The organism is Blautia sp. CAG:237, assembly GCF_000436615.1.
GTDB classification, from domain to species: domain Bacteria; phylum Bacillota; class Clostridia; order Lachnospirales; family Lachnospiraceae; genus Blautia_A; species Blautia_A intestinihominis.
In genome coordinates, this window is the sequence record NZ_FR886685.1 from 1 (window position 1) to 22,290 (window position 22,290).

General features: G+C 44.2%; 20 protein-coding genes and 1 riboswitch. Of the genes, 17 read left to right on the forward strand and 3 right to left on the reverse strand.

The genetic code is table 11. The annotated features are described in order from the left end of the window. On the forward strand, window positions 1-507 hold a 507-nt coding region (locus tag QZL69_RS02375), incomplete at its 5' end, for an ADP-ribosylglycohydrolase family protein (protein WP_291517931.1). Window positions 508-524: 17 nt separating this feature from the next. Continuing rightward, window positions 525-845, forward strand: coding sequence for a helix-turn-helix domain-containing protein (locus QZL69_RS02380; RefSeq protein ID WP_022213625.1), 321 nt, complete (start codon window positions 525-527; stop codon window positions 843-845). On the opposite strand, the gene QZL69_RS02385 is transcribed toward QZL69_RS02380, so the two are convergent. After that, a complete protein-coding gene (locus QZL69_RS02385) occupies window positions 824-2,332 on the reverse strand; it encodes a DUF2828 family protein (RefSeq protein WP_022213626.1) in 1,509 nt (502 codons plus the stop codon). The two genes, QZL69_RS02380 and QZL69_RS02385, sit on opposite strands and share 22 nt — an antisense overlap. A gap of 485 nt (window positions 2,333-2,817) precedes the next feature. Here QZL69_RS02385 and QZL69_RS02390 point away from each other — a divergent pair, with 485 nt between their 5' ends. From QZL69_RS02390 to QZL69_RS02450, 13 genes are all read left to right on the forward strand, one after another. Then, window positions 2,818-3,672, forward strand: coding sequence for a NifB/NifX family molybdenum-iron cluster-binding protein (locus tag QZL69_RS02390; protein WP_022213627.1), 855 nt, complete (start codon window positions 2,818-2,820; stop codon window positions 3,670-3,672). Window positions 3,673-3,731: 59 nt separating this feature from the next. Continuing rightward, a complete protein-coding gene (locus QZL69_RS02395; RefSeq protein WP_227222551.1) occupies window positions 3,732-4,295 on the forward strand; it encodes a hypothetical protein in 564 nt (187 codons plus the stop codon). Window positions 4,296-4,312: 17 nt separating this feature from the next. Then, the gene (locus tag QZL69_RS02400; RefSeq protein ID WP_022213629.1) at window positions 4,313-4,564 is read left to right on the forward strand and encodes an RDAC family protein; all 252 of its coding nucleotides are present in this window, start codon (window positions 4,313-4,315) and stop codon (window positions 4,562-4,564) included. Between the two features lie 30 nt (window positions 4,565-4,594). Then, window positions 4,595-5,281 (forward strand): pyridoxamine 5'-phosphate oxidase family protein, encoded by a 687-nt coding sequence (locus QZL69_RS02405; protein ID WP_022213630.1) that lies wholly within the window; start codon window positions 4,595-4,597, stop codon window positions 5,279-5,281. Between the two features lie 130 nt (window positions 5,282-5,411). Further along, window positions 5,412-6,992 (forward strand): glucose-6-phosphate isomerase, encoded by a 1,581-nt coding sequence (locus QZL69_RS02410; RefSeq protein WP_022213631.1) that lies wholly within the window; start codon window positions 5,412-5,414, stop codon window positions 6,990-6,992. Window positions 6,993-7,321: 329 nt separating this feature from the next. Next, window positions 7,322-8,752, forward strand: coding sequence for a glycoside hydrolase family 32 protein (locus QZL69_RS02415; protein WP_022213632.1), 1,431 nt, complete (start codon window positions 7,322-7,324; stop codon window positions 8,750-8,752). Window positions 8,753-8,880: 128 nt separating this feature from the next. Beyond that, window positions 8,881-10,245, forward strand: coding sequence for a hypothetical protein (locus tag QZL69_RS02420; RefSeq protein WP_022213633.1), 1,365 nt, complete (start codon window positions 8,881-8,883; stop codon window positions 10,243-10,245). 9 nt (window positions 10,246-10,254) lie between these two features. Next, window positions 10,255-11,208: a U32 family peptidase gene (locus QZL69_RS02425; protein ID WP_022213634.1), complete on the forward strand. Its 954-nt coding sequence runs from the start codon at window positions 10,255-10,257 to the stop codon at window positions 11,206-11,208. Window positions 11,209-11,381: 173 nt separating this feature from the next. Beyond that, window positions 11,382-13,652 carry a YceG family protein gene (locus QZL69_RS02430; RefSeq protein ID WP_022213635.1) on the forward strand — a complete coding sequence of 757 codons (2,271 nt, stop codon included), beginning with the start codon at window positions 11,382-11,384 and terminating at the stop codon, window positions 13,650-13,652. Between the two features lie 6 nt (window positions 13,653-13,658). Next, on the forward strand, window positions 13,659-14,804 hold the full coding sequence (locus tag QZL69_RS02435; protein ID WP_022213636.1) for a toxic anion resistance protein: 1,146 nt from the start codon (window positions 13,659-13,661) through the stop codon (window positions 14,802-14,804). A 49-nt stretch (window positions 14,805-14,853) separates the two neighbouring features. Continuing rightward, window positions 14,854-15,435, forward strand: a complete 582-nt coding sequence (locus QZL69_RS02440) for a TerD family protein (RefSeq protein ID WP_022213637.1) — start codon at window positions 14,854-14,856, stop codon at window positions 15,433-15,435. A gap of 64 nt (window positions 15,436-15,499) precedes the next feature. After that, window positions 15,500-16,090: a TerD family protein gene (locus tag QZL69_RS02445; RefSeq protein ID WP_022213638.1), complete on the forward strand. Its 591-nt coding sequence runs from the start codon at window positions 15,500-15,502 to the stop codon at window positions 16,088-16,090. Between the two features lie 98 nt (window positions 16,091-16,188). After that, window positions 16,189-18,828 carry a cation-translocating P-type ATPase gene (locus tag QZL69_RS02450; protein ID WP_022213639.1) on the forward strand — a complete coding sequence of 880 codons (2,640 nt, stop codon included), beginning with the start codon at window positions 16,189-16,191 and terminating at the stop codon, window positions 18,826-18,828. Window positions 18,829-18,878: 50 nt separating this feature from the next. Here the strand turns inward: QZL69_RS02450 and QZL69_RS02455 are convergent, their stop codons facing one another. Next, window positions 18,879-19,583 (reverse strand): AIM24 family protein, encoded by a 705-nt coding sequence (locus QZL69_RS02455; protein WP_022213640.1) that lies wholly within the window; start codon window positions 19,581-19,583, stop codon window positions 18,879-18,881. Between the two features lie 15 nt (window positions 19,584-19,598). Further along, on the reverse strand, window positions 19,599-20,402 hold the full coding sequence (locus QZL69_RS02460) for a TerD family protein (RefSeq protein ID WP_022213641.1): 804 nt from the start codon (window positions 20,400-20,402) through the stop codon (window positions 19,599-19,601). Between the two features lie 174 nt (window positions 20,403-20,576). Continuing rightward, window positions 20,577-20,653: riboswitch (cyclic di-GMP riboswitch) on the forward strand. Between the two features lie 106 nt (window positions 20,654-20,759). Here QZL69_RS02460 and QZL69_RS02465 point away from each other — a divergent pair. Beyond that, window positions 20,760-21,395, forward strand: a complete 636-nt coding sequence (locus QZL69_RS02465) for a TetR/AcrR family transcriptional regulator (RefSeq protein WP_022213642.1) — start codon at window positions 20,760-20,762, stop codon at window positions 21,393-21,395. 287 nt (window positions 21,396-21,682) lie between these two features. Further along, on the forward strand, window positions 21,683-22,290 hold a 608-nt coding region (locus QZL69_RS02470), incomplete at its 3' end, for a pyruvate formate lyase family protein (RefSeq protein WP_291517937.1).

The window sequence follows — 22,290 nt, forward strand, 5'->3', positions numbered from 1 at the left end:
GCAGCCATAACTCACGGTCATCCGCTTGGCTGGATTCCGGCAGGCATGCTTTCGGATATTGTTTTCAAATGTATTTATGGAGAAAAGAAGCCGTTGAAACTCATCATCGAGGAATCTCTGGCTGATACAAAAAATCAGTTTGGAGAATCCGAAAGCATGGCATATTTTGAACGGCTCATAAAGAAAGCTATTGCACTGAGTGAAGCAGCCTGTGAGGAAGATGCATCCACTATCGAAAAAGAACTCGGCGGAGGATGGGTTGGAGAAGAAGCACTGGCAATTGCGATATACTGTTGTCTGAAGTATCCAGATGATATCAGAAAAATGTTGATTGCAGCTGTAAACCACAGCGGAGACAGTGATTCTACCGGAGCTGTTGCCGGAAATATTCTTGGAGCATATCTGGGAATGGATGCAATTCCAAAAGACTGGCTTGACCGTCTGGAACTGGTCGATGTAATGCAGGAACAGATCGATGCAATGATGAAGATAATTCAGAGGGAATGAAAAAGGGGGAATGTCGTATGACAACGACTTCTTTTCCTGTGATTCAGATAGAAAAAACAGGGAAACGATTAAGAAATATGAGAAAGGAGAACGGAATCAGAGTTGCCGCTGTATGTGAATACATGGGCGGCATATCTGAGCAGGCAGTTTACAAATGGGAACGCGGAGCGTGTCTCCCTACAATTGATAACCTGCTGGCACTCAGCCATCTGTACCATGTGCAGATGGAAGATTTGCTGGTATACGAAGAGGCCGAAATGGCCTCTTCTTGTTTTCTTCGTATGTATCGAGGAAACACCAGTGATACAGTCTCTGGTTATGCATGCACAGCCGCGTAACGGGGACTGTTTAAAACGCGGAGCATGTGATCCATCGGCGTGATGTTTCCATCAAATTTGTAGTTGAAGGAATTAGTTCCGGCACCACTTGCGAGCGCAGTACCTTTGGTATGAGCTCTGACTGGAGTCTGCATCTGCCAGCTGCTGACATTGTGAAATACAACAGCAGGAAGCTGATAGCCTTTGGCTTCAAATGCAGCTTTTGCATTTTCATAAATGGTTTTATCCGGATTTTCCACTGCACCGTTAAACTCCATGTCAGAGATGATAAATAAGGTGGAAGGCATTTCTTCCTGAGGTGTGCCAGCATTGACTGCTGTCCGGAGAATCAGGTCAAAAACTGCCTCAAGGTTTGTTGAAAATTCCCAGCTGCTGCTCTGGATATAACGAAGTTTCTCTTCGAGTGTCTGACCGCAAATTTCCACCAGTTCCGGGTTGGATGAAAAAGTGATGAATGTATTGTGAAAAGTACCAGTGCAGTGTTCTGCATGATACAGACCCAATGCCTGTGAGATCAGAGCCGGCATAGGCGTTCCGTAACGATGACAATACATGGAGCCGGAAACATCGATCACACAAATTGCATTCTGCTCACATACTTTGGAAGGCTGCTGCTTCCAGAGAGTTTCCAGTGCAGCATTTGCAGAGTCAGGTTCGCGGTATGGGAGACTGCGGCCATCCGGCATTAATGGACGCAGGATCTCATATGGATAAAGCGTGTCACAGTGGATGGATTTCCGACCGTTATTGACATCTGCCAGAAAAGCAGAAAAACGTTCGGTATCCTGCTGGTGGAAGGTTTTGTGATATTTGAGCATTGCGCCTGCCGGGACAGCTTCATAATTGATTTTGCCCCGCTTTTTGCTCGTAAGATAACGCTCTGGCAGAGCAATATTTGCACGAAGTGCGGACAGAAGTTTGCGGTACTGTCCGGCGTTCATTCCAAGAGCAGAGGCAAGAACCTTTGCCTGTCCTCTTGTACGTGCACTTGAGGTGTTGATGGAAGGAAGCCATTTGGCGAGAAGAGAAATATGTGCATTGATATTTCCTGCTTTTCGCTTTTTGAGAGCTTCACAGTCCTGGTTCAACTGAATGCGGATCAGCTCGACAACAGCTTCCTCAGATGGAGTTCCCATCAGACACATGAGGTCATCGAAACGTCCGTATTCAGAAATTAAAGAAATATTTTTTCTGGCAGATTCCGGCCAGGTTTTGGCGGTATGCCGGATCAGGTTGCGGAAAAGCTCACGCTCGCCAAGTCCCTCCCGGATATCGCGGATATAGAAAAGGAGCTTCATTGCCAGCTCTGGATTTTCGATATAAGCGCGATCAAAGAGATGGATCTGGTCACGGTATGAACGATGACGCATGCCGCCGGCCACAGCAAACAGATCCAGACAGGCATCGCCGGAGGTAGAGTGAGTCTTTGCTCCGTTCAATGTCTCTGTGAAGCTTGCTTCTTCTTTAAGATTATCAAGAAATGACATTGGCTGCTCCTTTCTGTGAATTAGTCTGGTTACAACTTGCAGAAGGTTTTAGACTTCTTTATACCTTATATCATTATGAGCGAGACGCGATGTAAGATCTCATCTGATATGTGTATTGTTTTTTAGCGTAAATACCTCTCTTTATACCACTTCAACGTGGAGCACCTCCGATCAGAAGTTATCTGTGTTATGGTTAAAAAAGATCACCTGAGCAACAATAGAAAACTCATAAGGCTAATTTATTTCGCTGCTGTACGCGCCTGATTAATATAAGATTATGATAAAAATATCTGTGAAGTCTGCCTTCTGCAAGACTTCTTTTGAAGGACTCGTGTTCCTTCGATGCATTAAGATTAGCACAGCTTCCGGGGCAAAACAATGAACCTGTGGTTTAGAAAAAGCTATAAAAAAGTCTTCCCTTGCTTTTATCTCTCCAACAAGCTATACTAATCAGACAGACATAGTATGAATTGGAGGATTTTTACATGAAAATTGCAGTAACTTATGATAATGGAAATGTTTTCCAACATTTTGGAAAGACAGAGAATTTTAAGGTTTATGAAGTAGAGGACAACAAAGTTGTTTCCAGTGAAGTAATCGGTTCCAATGGAACAGGACACGGCGCTCTGGCAGGACTTCTTGCAGAGCAGGGAATCGATGTCCTGATCTGTGGCGGCATCGGCGGCGGTGCACAGAATGCACTTGCAGAGGCTGGTATTCAGCTGTGTTCAGGTGCTCAGGGAAATACAGATGAGGTGGTAGAGGCTTACCTTAAGGGCGAACTGGTTTCAGCAGGAACAACCTGTGACCATCATCACCATGAAGAAGGTCATTCCTGTGGCGATCATGAAGAGGGACATTCCTGCGGAGGAACCTGCGGTGGTGGATGTGGTTCACACAAGCCGGCATTTACAGGCCCGAACGTAGGAAAGACCTGCCGTACTCATTACAAGGGAACTTTCAATGACGGAACTCAGTTTGACTCTTCTTACGATCGTGGACAGCCGCTGGAATTTGTCTGCGGAGCTGGACAGATGATCAAAGGATTCGATGCAGCAGTTGCCAATATGGAGGTCGGAGAGATCAAAGAAATCCACCTGATGCCGGAAGAAGCATACGGCATGCCGGACCCGAATGCAATCTTTACACTTGAGATCGCACAGCTTCCAGGTTCTGAGGATCTTACCGTAGGACAGCAGGTATATCTGTCCAACCAGTACGGACAGCCATTCCCGGTTAAAGTAACTGCCAAAGAAGAGACAACGATCACTTTTGATGCAAACCATGAGATGGCTGGTAAGGAACTGAATTTCAAGATTGAACTTGTAGAAGTAAAATAATCTAATATAGTATGAAATCCCGGACTGCCAGTATCCAGAGCAGACCGGGATTTTTTTGCATGCAGGCAAGGTCGAACTTTGCCGGAAAATTTGGTTGTACATCCACAAAAAGAGAGATTATAATAAAACTAGAATTTATAATTATCAGAAGGGGGATATCAGTGTATACAAAGAAAAAGAAAATAGTTATTACAGTGGCAGTAATCGTGCTGATCATTTTTTCGATGATTTATTTTAGCGTAGATGCGAAAAGGTTAGGGGAGATATCAGGCTATTATACAGGAGTAGACCTGAAAAAAGACGGGACAGAGACCAGTGATGATGACGATGACAGTGACATTTTTTTCTATAACAGTTGTTATGATCTTATAATTAATTCAGCAAAGATTCCTTATCTGGACGTTTATGATTCGGAGGCTGGAAATCCGGGAATCGGAGGCTGGATTATTGGAGTGGATGATGATACAGTAACATTGTGGCTGAATCCACTCGAGACAGATTTTGGATTTGCTCCTTTTACTGGTAATTCAATAATACCAATATATAAATTCGAATATGAATTAAAGCAAAATAAAATTGTTTTATCACATGATGGAAAGGAGATCCCATTCAGAAAAATTTAACATCAGGAGGAACAACGATGGCAATTATCACTTTCAACGAAATCATAGAAGTAAACGGAATACTGGAACAAAAACATCTGAATTTCAAACTCCACCTTCGCGACGCCTGCGGAGCACAGGCTTTGTGGATCGAACCACTGGGAAACTGTGCCTGCGAGGGACATTATGATGAGATGCATCAGGTGATCGAACAGTATTTCCTGGATAAAGGACTGAATGTAAAATACTGGGACGATGAAAAGTTACAGTTTACCCTGGACAAAAAGTAATCCGACTATAACAAAAAGTGAGGCACAAAAATGGCAAAGATCAGAGTAATCAAGAAAAATGACGACTATTCCATGGATTATCAGGTTGGCGATATCCTGGAAGTGACAGGAACCTGGTATGGCGGGATCAATGTAAACAGCAAGACAGGAATCCCACTCTGTCTGGACAAAGATGAATATGAGGAAATCCCTGAGAATACAGATCTTTCTCACGAGGAATACGAAAGAGCTGCAAACTACTGGAAAGAAAAAGATGCACAGTCAAAAAAGCTGGACCAGGATGCTCTAAAAAAGGCCGTGGAGGAGTATATTCAGGCAAACAACACCTGCGCACTGGCAACCGCGGCAGGAGATTTTGTGCGCTGTACGCCGCTGGAGTATACGTATCATGACGACTGCTTCTGGATTTTTTCTGAAGGTGGCGAGAAGTTTTATGCGCTGGAAAAGAACAAAAATGTATGCCTGGTCATCTTTGATAAATATGAAGGATTTGGCAAGCTCAAAGGAATGCAGGTCACAGGCCTGGCATCTATTGTAGAGCCATTTTCACAGGAATATGTGCAGGCGGCAGATTTCCGAAAGATTCCACTGAAGGCTCTGGAAAAAATGCTGCATCCGATGAATCTCATCAAAATAAAACCAAAGAAGATCGAATTTGTAAATTCCGACTTCAAGAAAGATGGCGCAGATTCCAGACAGACACTTATCTGCGACTGATATGGGAAATTGATCTGGCATGACCAGTTGTGAACAATTACCTTGAATTTCCCCATATTTAATATTATAATCAAAATGATTGAAAAAGTTCGGAAACGAAAAACCGATAATATTTAAGGAGGAATCAAATATGATTACCTGGAACAATCTGGATACACTTGCTTCTTTTAAGGAACTCGAAGGAGTAAAAAAAGTAAATCTTGCAGAAGTTATGGCAGGAGAAAACGGTGCAGAGCGTGTAAAGAATTACAGCGTTCCGATGGCAGAGGGATTTGCTTATAACTTTGCAGCAAAACAGGTAGACGACGAAGTACTGGAAGGACTTAAGAAACTGGCTGAGGAAGCACAGCTTACAGAGAAATTCGAAGCTCTTTACAATGGAGAAGTGATCAACACAGGAGAGAAACGTCTTGTTCTTCATCATATGACACGTGGACAGCTTGGAAACGCAGTAGAAGCTGACGGCGTTGACAAGAGAACTTTCTATACAGAACAGCAGAAAAAGATCGCAGAATTTGCGAACAAAGTACATGCTGGTGAGATCACAAACGGAGCAGGCGAGAAATTCACAACTGTTGTCCAGATCGGTATCGGCGGAAGTGACCTTGGTCCTCGTGCAATGTATCTTGCACTTGAGAACTGGGCTAAGAAAAACGGCAAATTCAAAATGGAAGCAAAATTTATCAGCAACGTAGACCCTGATGATGCAGCAGCAGTTCTGAATTCCATTGATGTTGCACATTCCATTTTTGTACTGGTTTCCAAATCAGGAACAACTCTTGAAACTCTGACAAATGAATCTTTTGTAAAAGATGCTCTCAAGAATGCAGGACTGGATGCATCTAAACACATGATCGCAGTTACAAGTGAGACATCACCTCTTGCAAAGAGCGATGACTACCTTGCAGCATTCTTCATGGATGACTATATCGGTGGACGTTATTCTTCCACATCTGCTGTTGGCGGTGCTGTATTATCTCTGGCATTCGGACCGGAAGTATTCGCACAGTTCCTCGATGGAGCAGCAGCAGAGGACAAGCTTGCAACAAACAAAGACGTAATGCAGAACCCGGCTATGCTGGATGCCCTGATCGGTGTTTACGAGCGCAACGTACTGGGATATCCGAGCACAGCAGTTCTTCCATACTCTCAGGCACTGAGCCGTTTCCCGGCACACCTTCAGCAGCTTGACATGGAATCCAATGGTAAATCTGTAAACCGTTTCGGTGAGCCTGTAGACTATGTGACAGGACCGGTTATCTTCGGTGAGCCAGGAACCAACGGACAGCATTCCTTCTATCAGCTTCTGCATCAGGGAACTGACATTGTACCGCTTCAGTTCATCGGCTTCAAGAACAGCCAGATCGGAACAGATGTAGTGATCCAGGACAGCACAAGCCAGCAGAAACTTTGTGCAAACGTTGCTGCTCAGATCGTAGCATTTGCCTGCGGTAAAGCAGATGAGAACCGCAACAAGAACTTCGAGGGTGGACGTCCGTCAAGCATCATCATTGGTGATCAGGTAACACCTGAATCTCTTGGTGCACTTCTTGCTCATTTCGAGAACAAAGTTATGTTCCAGGGATTCCTGTGGAACGTAAACAGCTTTGACCAGGAAGGCGTACAGCTTGGTAAGGTCCTTGCAAAACGTGTACTTGCTCACGAGACAGACGGAGCACTTAAGGTATTCAGCGACCTTCTGAACATCTGATCTTGAGCTGAAAATTAATATTAAATAATGAGGACTTCTCTGCCGTACAGTTAAATCTGTACCGTGGGGAAGTCCTTTTTCTTTGCAGATCCCCGGGTATCCGCCGGCTTTTCTGCTATATTATATAAAATGTACAAATTTCGACAGGCTTTTTGTGACATCATGCGTATTTACAATTGTGGATGGCATGGTGTATAATATCGTAAAAATATGAAAACGATTACATATAAAATAAAAATATTACATATATAGTATATGAAATACATGTAAAAACTAAATGATAATGATACCATAAATATATAGCCGAAAAATAACAGGAGGTCAGAAAAATGAGTGCATTAACAGGAATCCTTGACACAGAAGTAAGAAAGATCGAAGAAACCGCAGCAATGAGCAGAGAAATTCAGAAACAGCGTCTTACCCATCATCTGATGCCTCCGACGGGCTGGCTGAATGATCCGAATGGGCTGTGCTATTTCAAGGGAAGATATCATGTGTTTTTTCAGTATGCTCCGTTTGATGCAGAGGGCGGATTGAAATTCTGGGGACATTATTCCAGCGACGATCTGGTTTCCTGGAGATACGAGGGTGTGCCGCTGTACCCGGACAGCAGCTATGACTGCCATGGTGTATATTCCGGCTCTGCGATCGTTGAGGATGAAAAGCTGCATCTTTTTTTTACCGGAAATATCAAAATGGACGGAGATTACGATTACATCAATAACGGGAGGCAGGCCAGTACTCTTCACGTAGAGAGCGAGGACGGAGTTCATTTCAGTGCGAAGGAAGTTGCAGTCGATTACCGCAATTATCCGGAAGATTATACGCAGCATGTGCGTGATCCAAAAGTGTGGAAAGATAGCGCTGACTATTTCATGGCACTGGGCGGTCGAAAGAAAAATGACCAGGGAGCTGTGCTGATCTACAAGTCTGAGGATCTCAAAAACTGGGATTATGATAAAGAAATTACGACAGAAGAGCCGCTCGGATACATGTGGGAATGTCCGGATCTGTTTGAAATCGACGGAGAGCAGGCACTGTCCATCTCTCCACAGGGACTTGAACGAGAAGAATATCGTTTTCAGAATATCTACCAGTCAGGCTATTTCCTTCTGAAAGAGGATAAGATCAATGTGAAAGAATTTCAGGAATGGGATATGGGATTTGACTTCTATGCGCCGCAGACGTTTGAGGATGCGAAAGGAAGACGGATCCTGATCGGCTGGATGGGTCTGCCGGATGTCGAAGAGGAATACACGAATCCTACAGCAAAAGATGAGGGCTGGCAGCACTGCCTGACGATTCCGCGCGAGATCACTTTACATGATGGAAGATTGTACCAGTATCCTGTCGAAGAAATGGAAGCCCTTCGGGGAAGATGTTGTGAAATAGATGAGACGCAGAAAAATATTGAAGTCTGGAAACCGTTTGAGCTGGACCTGAAACTGGATTCACGCAAATGCAGAATATCTGTCGGAGATGATCTTATGTTTGAGGCAGATGGCAGAGAAGCTTGCCTGCGATTATCTGAGAAAGCCGGTGCAGGACGGAAACAGAGAAAGGCAGTCATTCCGTCAGGCAGATTAAAAGAGCTCCGGATGCTTGTGGACACAACAGCTGTGGAAATTTATCTGAATCACGGGGAAGTTGTTTCCTCAACAAGATACTATCCGGAAAAAACGACACAAGTTGTGAAACTGGAAGCAGACAAGATCCAGGGACATATTTATGAATTAAAAGAGATGACCGGGATAAAATAACAGAATCATACAGAAGCCGTACGAATGGAAATGCAGAGGGTGTTATACGAAAGGAAAGTATAACACCCTCTGTGTATTATAAAGAAAAAATGTTATACTGAGACGAGAAAAATGAGGAGATGTACAGGATGCAGGAAAAGAAGGAACGCTTTCATGGAATCCCCATGCTGCCGTATGGACTTCTGAGTGCTGTAATGCAGGAGAGTCCGGGAAACAGAAAAGAAATTCAGATTACAGAAATGGCAGAGGGAGGATTCTGCTTTCGAACCGCGAGTGCTATCTGCAGCCCACAGAAACTGGAAGTTTGTTTTTATGATATGGAGAGGGCAGAATACGGGACTGTAGTCATTACAGAATTTGAAATCTGCAGAGAGAAAGAAGAGGATTTTTTTACGCAGTTTCTTGTATGGACGGAGCAGGAAGAGTATCGGCGGCAGGTGCAGAAACTTGTGCGGCAGTACAGCAAATATATCCGGCTGAAACTGGAAGATGACGGAGAACTTGAAAGCGAACTGACAGGATATCCCTCAGAATTTGACGGTGAGCATTGCAGCAGTCTGGAGGAACAGAGACAGTATTGGTTTGCAGAAAAAGCAGGTCGTGCTGAGATCAATATGGAAATCCCGGAGCACACAGAATTTGCCATAGAATTTGACTGCCCGGAACGCTATACGGCATACCTGCAAAAATCTCTTCCGGAATTTTACCATGATTATCTGAGAAAAAATCATCTCCAGGGAAGCGGTCTGGAAGCGCGTATCCCGGATCGGATTTATATTGGAAACCAGTTCTGTCATCTCCTTTTTCCAGAGGAAGAACTTCTTTTCGCTATGCTGGAAAAGGCAAAAAAAGAGTTTACGGCAGTTACGCTTTCTTTTACTTATGTCAGAGAAATTTTGCTTGAAGACACCTTTGCATTGTTAAGAAAAATCGATCACTGGTGTAGCAAAAATGAACTTGAAATGGAGTGTGTAGTTAACGACTGGGGAATGGCAGATTTTATCAGAAAAGAAACGAAACATCTGCTCCCCTGCCTCGGAACGCTTCTTAACAAAAGAAAAAAAGATCCCCGTATCAATTACAAAAAAGGCGAGCGAGACCTGTACAGCCAGAACAGTTTCAATGCAGATTTTTACCAGGAATTTCTGAGAGAAAGTTTTGGAATTGAGCGGGCGGAGTGGGAGTCCTGTGGTTATATGCAGGATATCCCGGCAGGAAAAAACAGCCTGCATTTTCCATTTTACCAGACGAATACGTCGCAGTATTGTCCGTTGTATGCAGTGCAGAAAGAAGGAGACAGAGGCAGACAGAGATTGGTAGACAAATGTCCGCAGTATTGTAAAAATGCGGCGTTTTTGTATCCGAAACATTTGAATATGATAGGGAGATATAATTCGCTGTTTGCGCTGGACCGGGACTTCCTGGAAGATTCAGAACAATTAAAAAGGTATACAGATTCAAATATAGACAGACTTGTCCTGAATCTGTTATGAGGTAAAAAGATGATGAAGATTACAGCAGGACTGGGATCAGCAGATGAATATATCCGTTTCGTGGAAGCAGGCGCAGATGAGTTTTTCAGCGGATTTGTACCGTATTCGTGGACGGAAAAGTACGGAACTGTCATGCCGCTCAACCGTCGTGAGGTATTGTGTTATCATGTGCAGCTTGGGGCGTTCAGTGAACTGGAAATTTTGTCAGAAATGATTCGGAAATACAGAAAGCCGGTACATCTGACCTTCAATTCCCTGTACTATATTCCACAGCAGTATCCGGAGATCGTGGAGATCATAGAGAACTGTATGAAACTTGGATTTATGAGCTATATTATTGCAGACCCGGCGTTGATCGTTTATCTGAGAGAGAAGGGAATCCCGTGCGAAATCCATATGAGTGGTGAGATGGGAGAGATCAACCGCAGAACAGTGGAAGTTTTTCAGCGTCTGGATCTGAAGAGGGTGATTTTTCACAGGAAAAACAGCTTCGAGGATATGCAGTCTGTGATCTGCTCGGAAAGAACTGCCGGTGGGAGACGGGCGGAGACAGAGTTTGAGGCTTTTGTACTGAATGAGATGTGCCAGTTTACGGGAGCGTTCTGTAATTCGCTTCACTGTGATGAGCTAGGGCATCTGTGCAGGGTTCCCTATTGGACGGAACCGGTACGAGATGAATCTGAGGATGAAGATGCCACTGTCCCCAAATACGATGACAACGGCTATCTGTGCGGTGCGACCGGCTGCGGTCTATGTGCACTTTACAGACTGAGAGATGCCGGGATTACACACCTGAAACTGGTCGGCAGAGGCAACTACACCGATTTTATGGAGAAAGATATCCGAAACCTCAAAACTGCTCTTGAGATTCTGGAAAATACAGACACAGAAGCTGCTTTCCGGACAGAAATGAAGAAGCAGATTTTTCCATACGGATGCAGTGGAAACTGCTATTACCTGTAAAATAGGACATAACTTTACGCTATATGACAAATGTAACTATTTTCTAAAAATTATCTTAAAATAATTCAGACCTGTAGTAATTAACAGTCGACTATGATAAAATGATTTACAGTGACTATTCTGAAAAAAGAGAGTCACAATATGATTTATAATAAATATTGAGGTGAGAATCGTTGGTTTTAGAACATAAAGAAATTCAAAGCCTCAGTGACTTTTTTACAGAGTTGGGGAAGCGTAGGGAAAAGGGTGTTTATTTTTACCGTATCAATGGTTACTCGGAAGAAATCGGCAGATTTCTGTACAATTATTATGATGCCGCGAGGAAATGCGGAGTGATCGTTGAGGGTAAGATACCGAATCCCACGGAGGGGAATCTGTCTTATTACTATGAAATGATGGGGAATGATTTTCAGCTCAGCATGGGCTTTATCATGTCAGGGCTTCAGAAATGGCTCCCCAGGATGAATCGTTCACAGAACGAGAATGTAGCCGCTTCCATCTATGATTCACTGGAGGAACTGAGAAGAGCGGGAAAAACTGAAAATATGCTCAAGAATGCATATATCAAGTTTATGTGCTGGCTTTATTACAAATTTGAGCGGATCGTGAATCAGCTCGGACAGCAAAATGTTCCCAAGATCCTCTATGTTGGTTCGATCAGTAATTATGAACTTCTGCTGATTTCTGTTCTTTCAAATGCAGGATGTGATGTGGTCCTTGCAGAACCGATGGGAGATGAAGCGTATCTGAAACTTGATCCGCAGTCTCAGAAATCTACTTTATATACAGGAGAAAACGTCGGAGGATTCCCGGCGGATTTTTCACTTAAGAAACTGAGAGCAGAGGTTGAGAAGGCAGAGGAGAATCAGAAGTTGTTTGGTTCAAAGGATGGGCTTATCAACTGCACAAATGCCTGGATCGAAGGAAGTGGACTGGCAGATATCCTCAAAGCACCGGAGCAGCGCGGCGACAGGGAGGATCTTTTTTATAACTGTTATCTGCGGATAGGTGGTGTGGAGGATAAACTTACTTATGCAAATGATCTGTACCAGTTTTATCTGGAACTGAAGAATCAGAAGCGGCAGACAGTGATCGTGAATGGCAGCATTCCAAACCCGACAACAGATGAGATCATGAAGATCCGCAGAAACCACTATACAGGAGTGGAGCAGATGATCGCGGATCTGCAGATGAATATACAATATCCGGTGAGCCCGGTTCTGCAGGCAGTACTCTGCAGGGCTTTTGCAGAAGTGATGAAGCTGGAAGCAGGAGAGCCGGAGATCAATCTTAACAGACTGATGAATAAGGGTGTGTATCTTTTGTGTTGGATCCGGAGATATCAGAACCAGATTTTTAAGAACTGGAAGAAAAACGACACAGGTTGTTTTATCCATCTGGGCGTATGTCAGAATGTAAATGAAGTTCTTTTTATGAAATTTCTGGCGAGAGTGCCGGTGGATGTCCTGATTCTGTGTCCGGACCGGAATGAACACTGCATGCTTGAAGATACTCTTTTATATGAGATAAATTATGAGACTTCAATGAAATTGGATCAGTTTCCGGAGCAAAACGCACAGCTTCATATAGGAACTGCCGCGTATCATGCAGAACGGGAACTGGATACACTGATGTACAATGACTCTGTGATATTCCGGGATCAGCAGTTTACGAAAGCCAATACGATCTCGCTGCAGACTATGGACAGGGAGATCAAACTTCTCTGGAATACGGAGATGAAATACAGACCAAATTTCAGTACGGCTGACGGAACCGTGAACATGCCGGTGATTTTTTCAAAAATATCCGGCGTGAAGGACAGGAAAACAGAGGATTACTGGATCTCGATCAAACAGTTGATGACACCGGAAACGGTGGTGATCGATCATCCTCCGTTTCTGACTTCCACATCACCGAATCCGATTAAAATGTACGCGGCGGAATTTTTCCGAAACGGGAAACTGCAGCGCAGGAAGATCCGGAATCATCCGGCATATCCGTATGGATTTCTCCGGGAAGAGATGCAGGAGTACATCCTGGACAAGCTGGAGGCGTTGATCGAGCAGCGGCTGATCCGGGGAACATTTGAGAATGGAACAGAATATACGATCATATCTGTCGCACTGAACCTGCCGAAACAGGTCACGCGGCTGATACAGAATTTTGATTTTACGAAGAAAAATCCGAAACTGATCTACATCAATGCTTCAGAAGTACTGATCACTTTGGAGGATTCTGTCTATGCAGCATTTTTGAACCTGCTGGGATTTGATGTGCTTTTCTTTGTTCCGACAGGCTACAATATGGACAACCATTTTAACCAGAGATTAATGGAAGAACATCAGACAGGAGATTTTATGTATGATCTGCAGGTTCCTGACTGGAATACGATTCCATTAACAGCACACACGTCATGGCGTGACAGACTATTCAGGAAAGGATAAAGTGTTATGGGAATTGATTTCAGCAAGGTAACACCACCGGCATCACCCGTGGAATCTGCACCGGCAGCCAGCACTGAGATTGAGACAGTGCAGCCATATGATATCATGGCAGACCGTCAGCAAATGAATGAAACACTGACGAATTCCGAGGAGGTCGACGCACTTGTAAGCACGATCGAGGTCAATAATCTCGAAACGATCGTTTCTTTCGGTGCAGAGGCGGCAGAGGAGATTGCAAAAGCATCGGATGTTGTTCTGAACAGCATGAGTATGAGCCAGCTGGATGAGTCCAGTGAGATGCTTGAATCGCTGTCCAAGATCATGTCAAAGTTTGATCCGAGTGAACTTCAGGAAAACAAAGGCCTGTTTAACAAGCTGTTTGGAAATATGAAGAAACAGCTCGAAAAGATCCTCGACAAATATCATACAATGGGAGAGGAAGTAGACAAGATCTATGTGCAGCTCCGTGAGTATGAGGGCGAGATCAAGCAGTCCAACCGTAAGCTGGAGCAGATGTTTGATGCAAATGTCGATTATTACCATCAGCTTGTCAAATACATTCTTGCCGGCGAGCAGGGCTGCCGTGAACTGGAAGCTTACATTGCACAGCGCCAGGCAGATTTTGAGGCGACAGGAGATAACTCCATTCAGCTTGAACTGGCAGGACTGAACAATGCACTTATGATGCTGGAACAGCGTACACAGGATCTTCGCGTTGCTGAGAATATTGCGATCCAGTCCATTCCGATGATCAAGACAATGGCATACAGCAATATGAACCTTGTCAGAAAGATCAATTCAGCGTTTATCGTTACGCTTCCAGTCTTTAAGCAGGGGCTTGCCCAGGCAGTCATGCTCAAACGCCAGAAGATCCAGGCAGAGGCGCTGTCAGAACTTGACAAGAAGACAAATGAAATGTTGATCAAAAATGCCAGGAATACAGTTGAGCAGTCCAAGATGACAGCGAGACTTGCAAGTGGAAGTTCCGTCAAGATCGAAACGCTGGAAACAACGTGGAGAACGATCGTCAATGGTATCGAGGAAACGCAGAACATTCAGAAGGAAGCAAGAAAACAGCGTATCGACGATGCGGCCCGCCTTGAGAATATCAAACAGGAATTTCTCAAAACCTATGGTGGTGCAGGCAAATAAAATATGTTAAAATTTCTCAAAAGAGGAAATCATAAAGGAGGAAACAGCTATGCCAATCAATTTATCAAAAGGACAGAAAGTAGATCTTACAAAGGGAAATCCGGGCTTAAAGAACATCATGGTAGGACTTGGCTGGGATGTAAATGCTTTTGACACAGGTGCAGATTTTGACCTTGATGCAGCAGCATTTATGCTTGGTTCCAATGGTAAATGCCCGACGGACAAAGAATTCATCTTCTATGGAAATCTTGAACATCCGTCAGCTTCCGTAAAGCATATGGGAGATAACCGTACTGGCGAGGGCGAAGGTGATGATGAAGAACTGGAAGTTGTTCTTGCCGATGTTCCGTCAAATGTTGAGAGAATTGCTTTTACAGTAACGATCTATGAGGCAGAGGCAAGAAGACAGAACTTCGGCCAGGTTTCCAATGCATATATCAGAATCGTGGACAAAGATACAAACCAGGAACTGATCCGTTATGATTTGGGAGAGGACTTCTCCATCGAAACAGCTATTGTTGTTGGAGAACTTTACAAACACAACGGTGAATGGAAATTCAATGCGATCGGCAGTGGATTCCAGGGCGGTCTGGCAGCACTCTGCGGACATTACGGAATCGAAGTTGCATAATTTTTTTGCATCAAAAACAACGTTACACATTAACTGACTGGCGAATGCCGGGAGGAGATAGAATATGTCGATTAGTTTGCAAAAAGGACAGAAAGTCAGTCTCAGCAAAGAGAGCAAGGGACTTTCAAATGTACTCGTAGGACTTGGATGGGATGCGGTAGAGCAGAGATCAGGGCTGTTCGGGCTTTTTAAGGCGGCAGATATTGACTGTGATGCGACCGCGATCCTGCTTAAGAATGGTAAATTTGTGGATAAGACAGATGTTGTTTATTTCGGAAATCTTGTGCACAAATCAGGCACTGTCCGTCATATGGGAGATAACCTGACTGGCGAGGGAGAAGGCGATGATGAGCAGATCCTCATTGAACTTTCCAGGGTGCCGCAGGAATATGACAAGATCGTGATCGTTGTAAATATCTATTCAGCAGTCCAGAGAAAACAGCATTTTGGAATGATCAAAAATGCATTTATCAGAATTGTAGATGGAAGTACCAATCGCGAGATGTGTAAATATGACCTTACCGAGAATTATTCCGGTATGACCGCAATGATCTTTGGAGAGATCTACAGACACAATGGCGAATGGAAATTCGGAGCCATCGGTCAGGGCACAAAGGACACATCGATCGGCGATCTTTGCAGACGGTATGTATGATGATGTGAAGAGTTTGGGAAGAGAAACTTTTGCAGTTTCTCTTCCTGCTTCATTATCAGAATATATATAAATTTATTTTAAGAGAGGAATTCACCAAAATGAGTGAAAAACTAAACAGGAAAGCTCTTGAACAGGGCTTGACGGAGGAGCAGGCGGCGCAGAGCAAACAGCAGTATGGAACCAACGCACTTGCCAAGAAAGAAACAGAGTCACTCTGGTCTATGTTCATCGGTGCTTTTGACGATATCTGGATCAAGGTTCTCTGTCTTGCACTGGCGCTTAAGGTTGTGCTTGCGATCCTTGGCGTGATCGTTCCGGCACTGGGCGGCGATAATGACGTTATTGAGATCATCAGTATCATACTTGCAATTGCACTTGCAACAGGATTCAGTACCTTATCTGAATACAGAAATACATCAAGAAGTGAGGCTTTGCAGGAAGAATACAACAAAACCTATGCAAAAGTATTCAGAAACGGCAAACTTGTCAAAGTGCTGACAAGTGACATCGTCAAAGGTGATACGATTCTGATCCAGGCAGGTGATAAAGTCCCGGTTGACGGACTTGTTTTCAAAGGCAATGTGAAAGTATCTCAGGCAGCTCTGAACGGAGAATCCCGTGATGAGTCCAAGTCCGCAGCAGATACTATGGAAGAAGCAGAATCTACAGATTATTCTTCTGCACATAAAGTATTTATGGGATCAGTCGTTACCAGCGGCGAGGCATATATGGTAGCAACCGTGATCGGTGATGCATCCGAACTTGGTAAGATCAACAAAGCCCTTACCGATGAAAACGAGGAAGAAGAGCGTAAAGATACTTCCAGCCTCAAACTTGAAGTTGTTGCCGGTGGGATCGGTAAACTTGGTGTTTCCGCAGCAGCGATCGCAGGTGTCCTGCAGGTTGTTCTTTCTATCATGCGTGCAGATGAAGCAATCACGCCAGTATTTGTGATCCTTCTGATCGCAGAGGCTGTTATGCTGATGGCCTCCATCGTTATCATGGCAGTACCGGAAGGTCTTCCGATGATGAACAGCCTGGTTCAGTCCATGAACACAGAATCTATGTATAAGAAAAACATCCTTGTAAGCCATAAGGCAGCTTTTTCTGATTCTGCTTACATGAACCTTCTGTTCAGTGATAAGACAGGAACCATTACCGAGGGAAATCTTTCACTGGTAGAGTTTGTCCTTGGAGACGGAAGAATCGTTGACCATGTCTCACATAATGATTTTCTGGAAGCGATCACTCTGAATAACCTTGCAAAAATCTCTGAAGGTAAAGCGATCGGAAGTAACAACATGGACCGTGCACTTCTGACCTATGCTATTTCCAAGGGTGCTCCGGATAAAGTTGATGCGTCCAAAGTAAAAGAGATCAGCGGATTTGATTCCGAGAAGAAATGTGCAACCGTAGAACTGAATGATGGCACTGTTTACTGGAAAGGTGCAACAGAGAACATCATCAATGACGTGACACATTATATGACAGAAGATGGCAGCATCGCAGAATTTACATCTGCAGAGAAAGCCAAAGTAGAAGAGCAGATGGTCGCACAGGCGAAGAGAACTATGAAACTTCTCTCCGTAGTGAAGATCATTGGTTCCCAGAAGATCCTTCTTGCAGTCCTTTCTCTGCGAGATAACGTAAGAAAAGATGCGATCGAAACAGTTGAAGTCCTGAACCGTGCCGGAATCCAGGTAGTCATGGTTACCGGTGATGCCGAAGAGACCGCCGTTGCGATCGCAAAAGAAGCCGGAATCCTCAAAGATGAAAAGACAGAAGTTGTTCTTACTCATGATGAACTGGAACAGCTTTCTGATGATGAGCTTAAGAAAAAACTTCCGAATCTTCGTGTTGTCAGCCGTGCGAAACCTCTGGACAAGAAACGCCTTGTCACAGTTGCACAGCAGCTTGATGATGTCTGTGGTATGACCGGAGACGGTGTCAATGATGCACCTGCTCTGAAACAGGCGGATATCGGATTTGCAATGGGAGATGGAACCGCAGTTGCACAGGAAGCAGGCGATGTTGTCATCCTGAATAACAGTTTGACTTCTATCAAAGACTGTGTACTGAACAGTAGAACGATGGCAAAATCCGTCGGCAAATTCCTGATCTTCCAGTTAACTGTAAATATCAGTACCCTGTTGATGAACATTCTGGCACCGATCCTTGGCTGGACAGAGCCATTCTCTATCGTACAGATCCTGTGGATCAACCTGATCATGGATACACTGGCAGCTATGGCATTCGGCGGTGAGCCGATCCTGAACCGTTACATGAACGAGCAGCCGGCAAAGAGAAGCGACAATATCCTGACAGGATATATCAAGTCCGCAATTGGTGTGAGCTCGATATTTATCACTCTGGGATCTATCCTGATTCTGGAAAATGTCGGCGGAATCACAACAGCAGTTATGCCGGCAGGATGTTCAAATCCGGATCTGTATGAGAAGACCGTTATGTTTGCATTCTTTATTTATGCGATCATCTTTAACAGTCTGAATACCAGATCTGAGAGATTTAACCTGTTTGAGCATATTGGAGAAAATAAGAGATTTATCCTTGTAATGGGTGCGATCTTTGTTCTTCAGACAGTCCTGATCCAGATCGGTGGAGAAGTCTTCAGCACAACTCCTCTGACACTGAAAGCACTGCTTGTTTCCATGGTTCTTGGAGTACTGATCATCCCTGTGGATATGGTACGAAAAGCGATCATGAGATCTAACAAATAAAAAGAGCTGATTTTGAAATATCCCCTGCTAAAGTGGCAGGGGATATTTTTTCAATCGATTGCAACGCGGATACCGCCGCTGCGTTCAGAAGGCTGAATGATAACAGTTACCGGAATTCCGCCATGCCATTCAAAGGAATAAGATTCGCCAGAAGCCTGTCCGATAAAGGTTTTCCAGTTGACATCTGTTGTGATGCGCGGGTCGCAGGCACCATTGCCCATCCAGCAGATCACAGCATCCGGATCGACAGAGATCGTATTGTGGGACTGTACATTGCTGAGTGCGATCGGGTTTCCGTCAGTGATGACCGCTACATAAGCTTCGCTTCCAGTTCCGGTAAGTGTGGTGGTAGCAAGACCTTTCTGGGACAAAACGCCGACACCGATGAAGCGGACGCTGTATTTGCAGTCCTGTGTAAATGCAAGCAGGTTTTCGGATTCGACAGAGATCGTTTCGCCCGGTTCCAGTTTATAGACCAGAACATGCTGTGCGCTTTCTGCGTAATAGGTTTCGGATGGACCGTTCATGGTGACTTTGGTAAGAGGAATGTTTTCACCGGTGACGCGGCGCATCAGGGAGCCGAGTGCTGCCTGGGCGAGACTTTTCTGCGGTCCGAGAAGGACTTTTTCGAAGCGGTAATTAGTGTTGCCGCTGCAGTCGCCTGCGATAAAAGCACCGGTCTTGGTGAAGATAACGTCGTTGTCTGTAGTAGTGACTTTGAGTGTCAGTTCGTTTATGGTTTCAAATTTGATCATAAGAGTATCCTCCCGTTAGTTTGTCTCAACGCCGTATAACTGGCAGAGCCCCGCCAGATCTCTGGCGACACCGTTTCCGATAGCGTTGAATTTCCATTCTGTATTATGTAAGTAAATCTCTCCGAGCATCATGGATGTGACATTGTCATAATAATCGGTCAGCATGAAACTGTAGATCTCCTGACCGGAATCCGGATCGAGAAGCCGGATATAGGCATCTTTGACCATGCTGAAATTTAGGTGCCGCTCCAGTGCCTCGTTGATCGTAAGGACAAAAACGATCTTCCGTATGGAAGTATTCAGTTTGAAAAAATCAATATCCGCATATTCACGGTCTGCCCTGGAGCCGTTTACATGCAGGGCAACACTTCCGTCGGGGCTCAGTGTCTGTCCGTAAAAAACAAACCAGTCATCGCCGGGAACCTTGCCTGAAGCATCCAGAAGATAAGCGGATAAATCGATATCACACTGAGGGTTAGAGACGTTCCAGCCAAGTGCAACACGCACCTTTGAAAACTGCCCGACTGTGCCGATACGGACTTTCTGGCCCTTCTGTATGACGTTACGAAGGACCGGGATATCGTGTTTCTGCGGAGCAGAGGATACCGAAGATACTGTCGGAGTTACAGGTGCTGGTTCTGGATGTCGATAAGCCTGTATTCTTTTGGGATTTTCCTGTACATGGCCAGATAAAGTTTTCTTCAAATTTACAGAAAGAATATTTCCCCTGTGCAGAGCAGGCTGGATCTTTCGCTGGTTAAGTGTAAGAACGTTCCCGGCGGTATATGCCGATTCGATCTTTGTGGGAATTTGAAACATAGTTTACCTCCCCGTATTTTATTGATACTACATTGTTCACTGTTCTAATCATACCATGTTACACCATGAATTAAAATAAATCAGGTTAACATTTACTTTAACATTTACATTGATTTTTACTTATTTGGATCAAAACCCTTGAAAAAATGCAGAATTTACGTTACCATGAACTTAACTTCATAAAGGCAAAGCTGTGGTAACGCAGTGACGCAAAGCTATAGGGGCCGAGAACGAGCCAGCCAGTTGCAAGAACAGAGAATCCATCTGCTGTCTTGCTTTTTTTATGTAAAAAGCGAAGTCAGCAGTCGGGATTCGGTCAAATTTAATCAAATCAACGGTATACAGAAGGAGAGTGTAATGGCTCGAAAATACACAAAAGAAGAATTAAAAGAAAGACTTCAGCGTTCCATATATAAAGTAGTAGCAGAAGAAGGCATCGAAGGCGTTACCGTTCGTAAAGTATCAAAGGGATGCGGGCTTTCCGACCCGTATATTTATCAGTGTTACAAGGATCTGTTCGATCTGATGGAGACATCTTTTTTTGAAGTAGACGGCAAGGTTGCAGGAATGATCCAGAATCTGATCCAGAAGCAGAAGGCAGAGCTTAAGACAGCAGAGGATCTGGAATCTATGTGCTGGACTCTCTGGAGTGCATATTGGGAATTCCTTATGAGTGATCCGGAACAGACCATTTTTTACTGGAGATTTTACCAGTCAGCACACTATACTAAGAAGATCCTTGAGGTGCGGCAGCAGAGCTTTGAAGTATTCGTTAATTATATGGTAGAGACCGGCAGGATGTTTGGGGTGTCCGATCTGATGGATCCGGAGGTGATCGTGTCCAACATCATCGACAGCACCGTATCTGTAGCAGTCAAAATGCATCTTGGATATATGGACAAGACAGCTCTCAAGGCACGAACGATCTACAAAACAGTATTTGCATTATTGTTCCAGCTTCTGCATATTGATGTGTGGAACGGGGGAATATAAAAGCAGCGAGAGGCTGCTTTTTTGTACTTTTCCGGGTATATTTTTTGGACGTAAAAAAGTACAAAACCACAACATGTTGATAAAAAATATCAAGACACAGCTACAAATTGTATTAAATTAAAAGCATGCGTTAATCGATTGACAACGGCGTATTCCATAGTGTACACTAGCGGCGTGAACAAGGGAGTGTTCACTTGAAACTAATAAGATTCCGGTCTTATTTTTCTTTTGCAAGAAAAGTTAGACGGGACATACGCGGAATAAATCATATATTAGAGAGGTGCAAAATGAAAAACTTTTCACAGTGGGAAGGTTTCAAAGGAAACCGTTGGAAAGAAAAAATCGACGTTCGTAACTTTATCTCAATGAACTACACACCATATGACGGAGATGCTTCCTTCCTGGAAGAACCAACAGAAGCAACAAACAAACTGTGGGGAAAACTTCAGGAACTGCAGAAAGAAGAACGTGCCAAAGGCGGAGTTCTGGATATGGAAACAGAGGTTGTTACATCTCTGACAGCATATGGCCCGGGATACATCGACGAAGATCTTAAAGATCTTGAAACAGTTGTTGGTCTTCAGACTGACAAACCGCTGAAACGTGCATTTATGCCATACGGTGGAATCAAAATGGCAGAGCAGGCATGCGAAACTTACGGATACAAAGTAAGCGACAAGATCAAAGACGTATTCCACAACTATGAATTCAAAACACACAACCAGGGTGTATTTGATATCTACACACCAGAGATGAAATTAGCCCGTCACAGCAAGATCCTGACAGGTCTTCCGGATACTTACGGACGTGGACGTATCGTTGGTGACTACAGACGAGTTGCTCTGTATGGTATCGATGCTCTGATCGAAGGAAAACAGAAAGACTTCGCAGCATG

Bases quoted from the DNA above. Each gene is read 5' to 3' on its own strand.
- QZL69_RS02380 (WP_022213625.1), top strand. From the start codon at position 525: ATGACAACGACTTCTTTTCCTGTGATTCAGATAGAAAAAACAGGGAAA.
- QZL69_RS02385 (WP_022213626.1), bottom strand. From the start codon at position 2,332: ATGTCATTTCTTGATAATCTTAAAGAAGAAGCAAGCTTCACAGAGACA.
- QZL69_RS02390 (WP_022213627.1), top strand. From the start codon at position 2,818: ATGAAAATTGCAGTAACTTATGATAATGGAAATGTTTTCCAACATTTT.
- QZL69_RS02395 (WP_227222551.1), top strand. From the start codon at position 3,732: ATGCAGGCAAGGTCGAACTTTGCCGGAAAATTTGGTTGTACATCCACA.
- QZL69_RS02400 (WP_022213629.1), top strand. From the start codon at position 4,313: ATGGCAATTATCACTTTCAACGAAATCATAGAAGTAAACGGAATACTG.
- QZL69_RS02405 (WP_022213630.1), top strand. From the start codon at position 4,595: ATGGCAAAGATCAGAGTAATCAAGAAAAATGACGACTATTCCATGGAT.
- QZL69_RS02410 (WP_022213631.1), top strand. From the start codon at position 5,412: ATGATTACCTGGAACAATCTGGATACACTTGCTTCTTTTAAGGAACTC.
- QZL69_RS02415 (WP_022213632.1), top strand. From the start codon at position 7,322: ATGAGTGCATTAACAGGAATCCTTGACACAGAAGTAAGAAAGATCGAA.
- QZL69_RS02420 (WP_022213633.1), top strand. From the start codon at position 8,881: ATGCAGGAAAAGAAGGAACGCTTTCATGGAATCCCCATGCTGCCGTAT.
- QZL69_RS02425 (WP_022213634.1), top strand. From the start codon at position 10,255: ATGATGAAGATTACAGCAGGACTGGGATCAGCAGATGAATATATCCGT.
- QZL69_RS02435 (WP_022213636.1), top strand. From the start codon at position 13,659: ATGGGAATTGATTTCAGCAAGGTAACACCACCGGCATCACCCGTGGAA.
- QZL69_RS02440 (WP_022213637.1), top strand. From the start codon at position 14,854: ATGCCAATCAATTTATCAAAAGGACAGAAAGTAGATCTTACAAAGGGA.
- QZL69_RS02445 (WP_022213638.1), top strand. From the start codon at position 15,500: ATGTCGATTAGTTTGCAAAAAGGACAGAAAGTCAGTCTCAGCAAAGAG.
- QZL69_RS02450 (WP_022213639.1), top strand. From the start codon at position 16,189: ATGAGTGAAAAACTAAACAGGAAAGCTCTTGAACAGGGCTTGACGGAG.
- QZL69_RS02455 (WP_022213640.1), bottom strand. From the start codon at position 19,583: ATGATCAAATTTGAAACCATAAACGAACTGACACTCAAAGTCACTACT.
- QZL69_RS02460 (WP_022213641.1), bottom strand. From the start codon at position 20,402: ATGTTTCAAATTCCCACAAAGATCGAATCGGCATATACCGCCGGGAAC.
- QZL69_RS02465 (WP_022213642.1), top strand. From the start codon at position 20,760: ATGGCTCGAAAATACACAAAAGAAGAATTAAAAGAAAGACTTCAGCGT.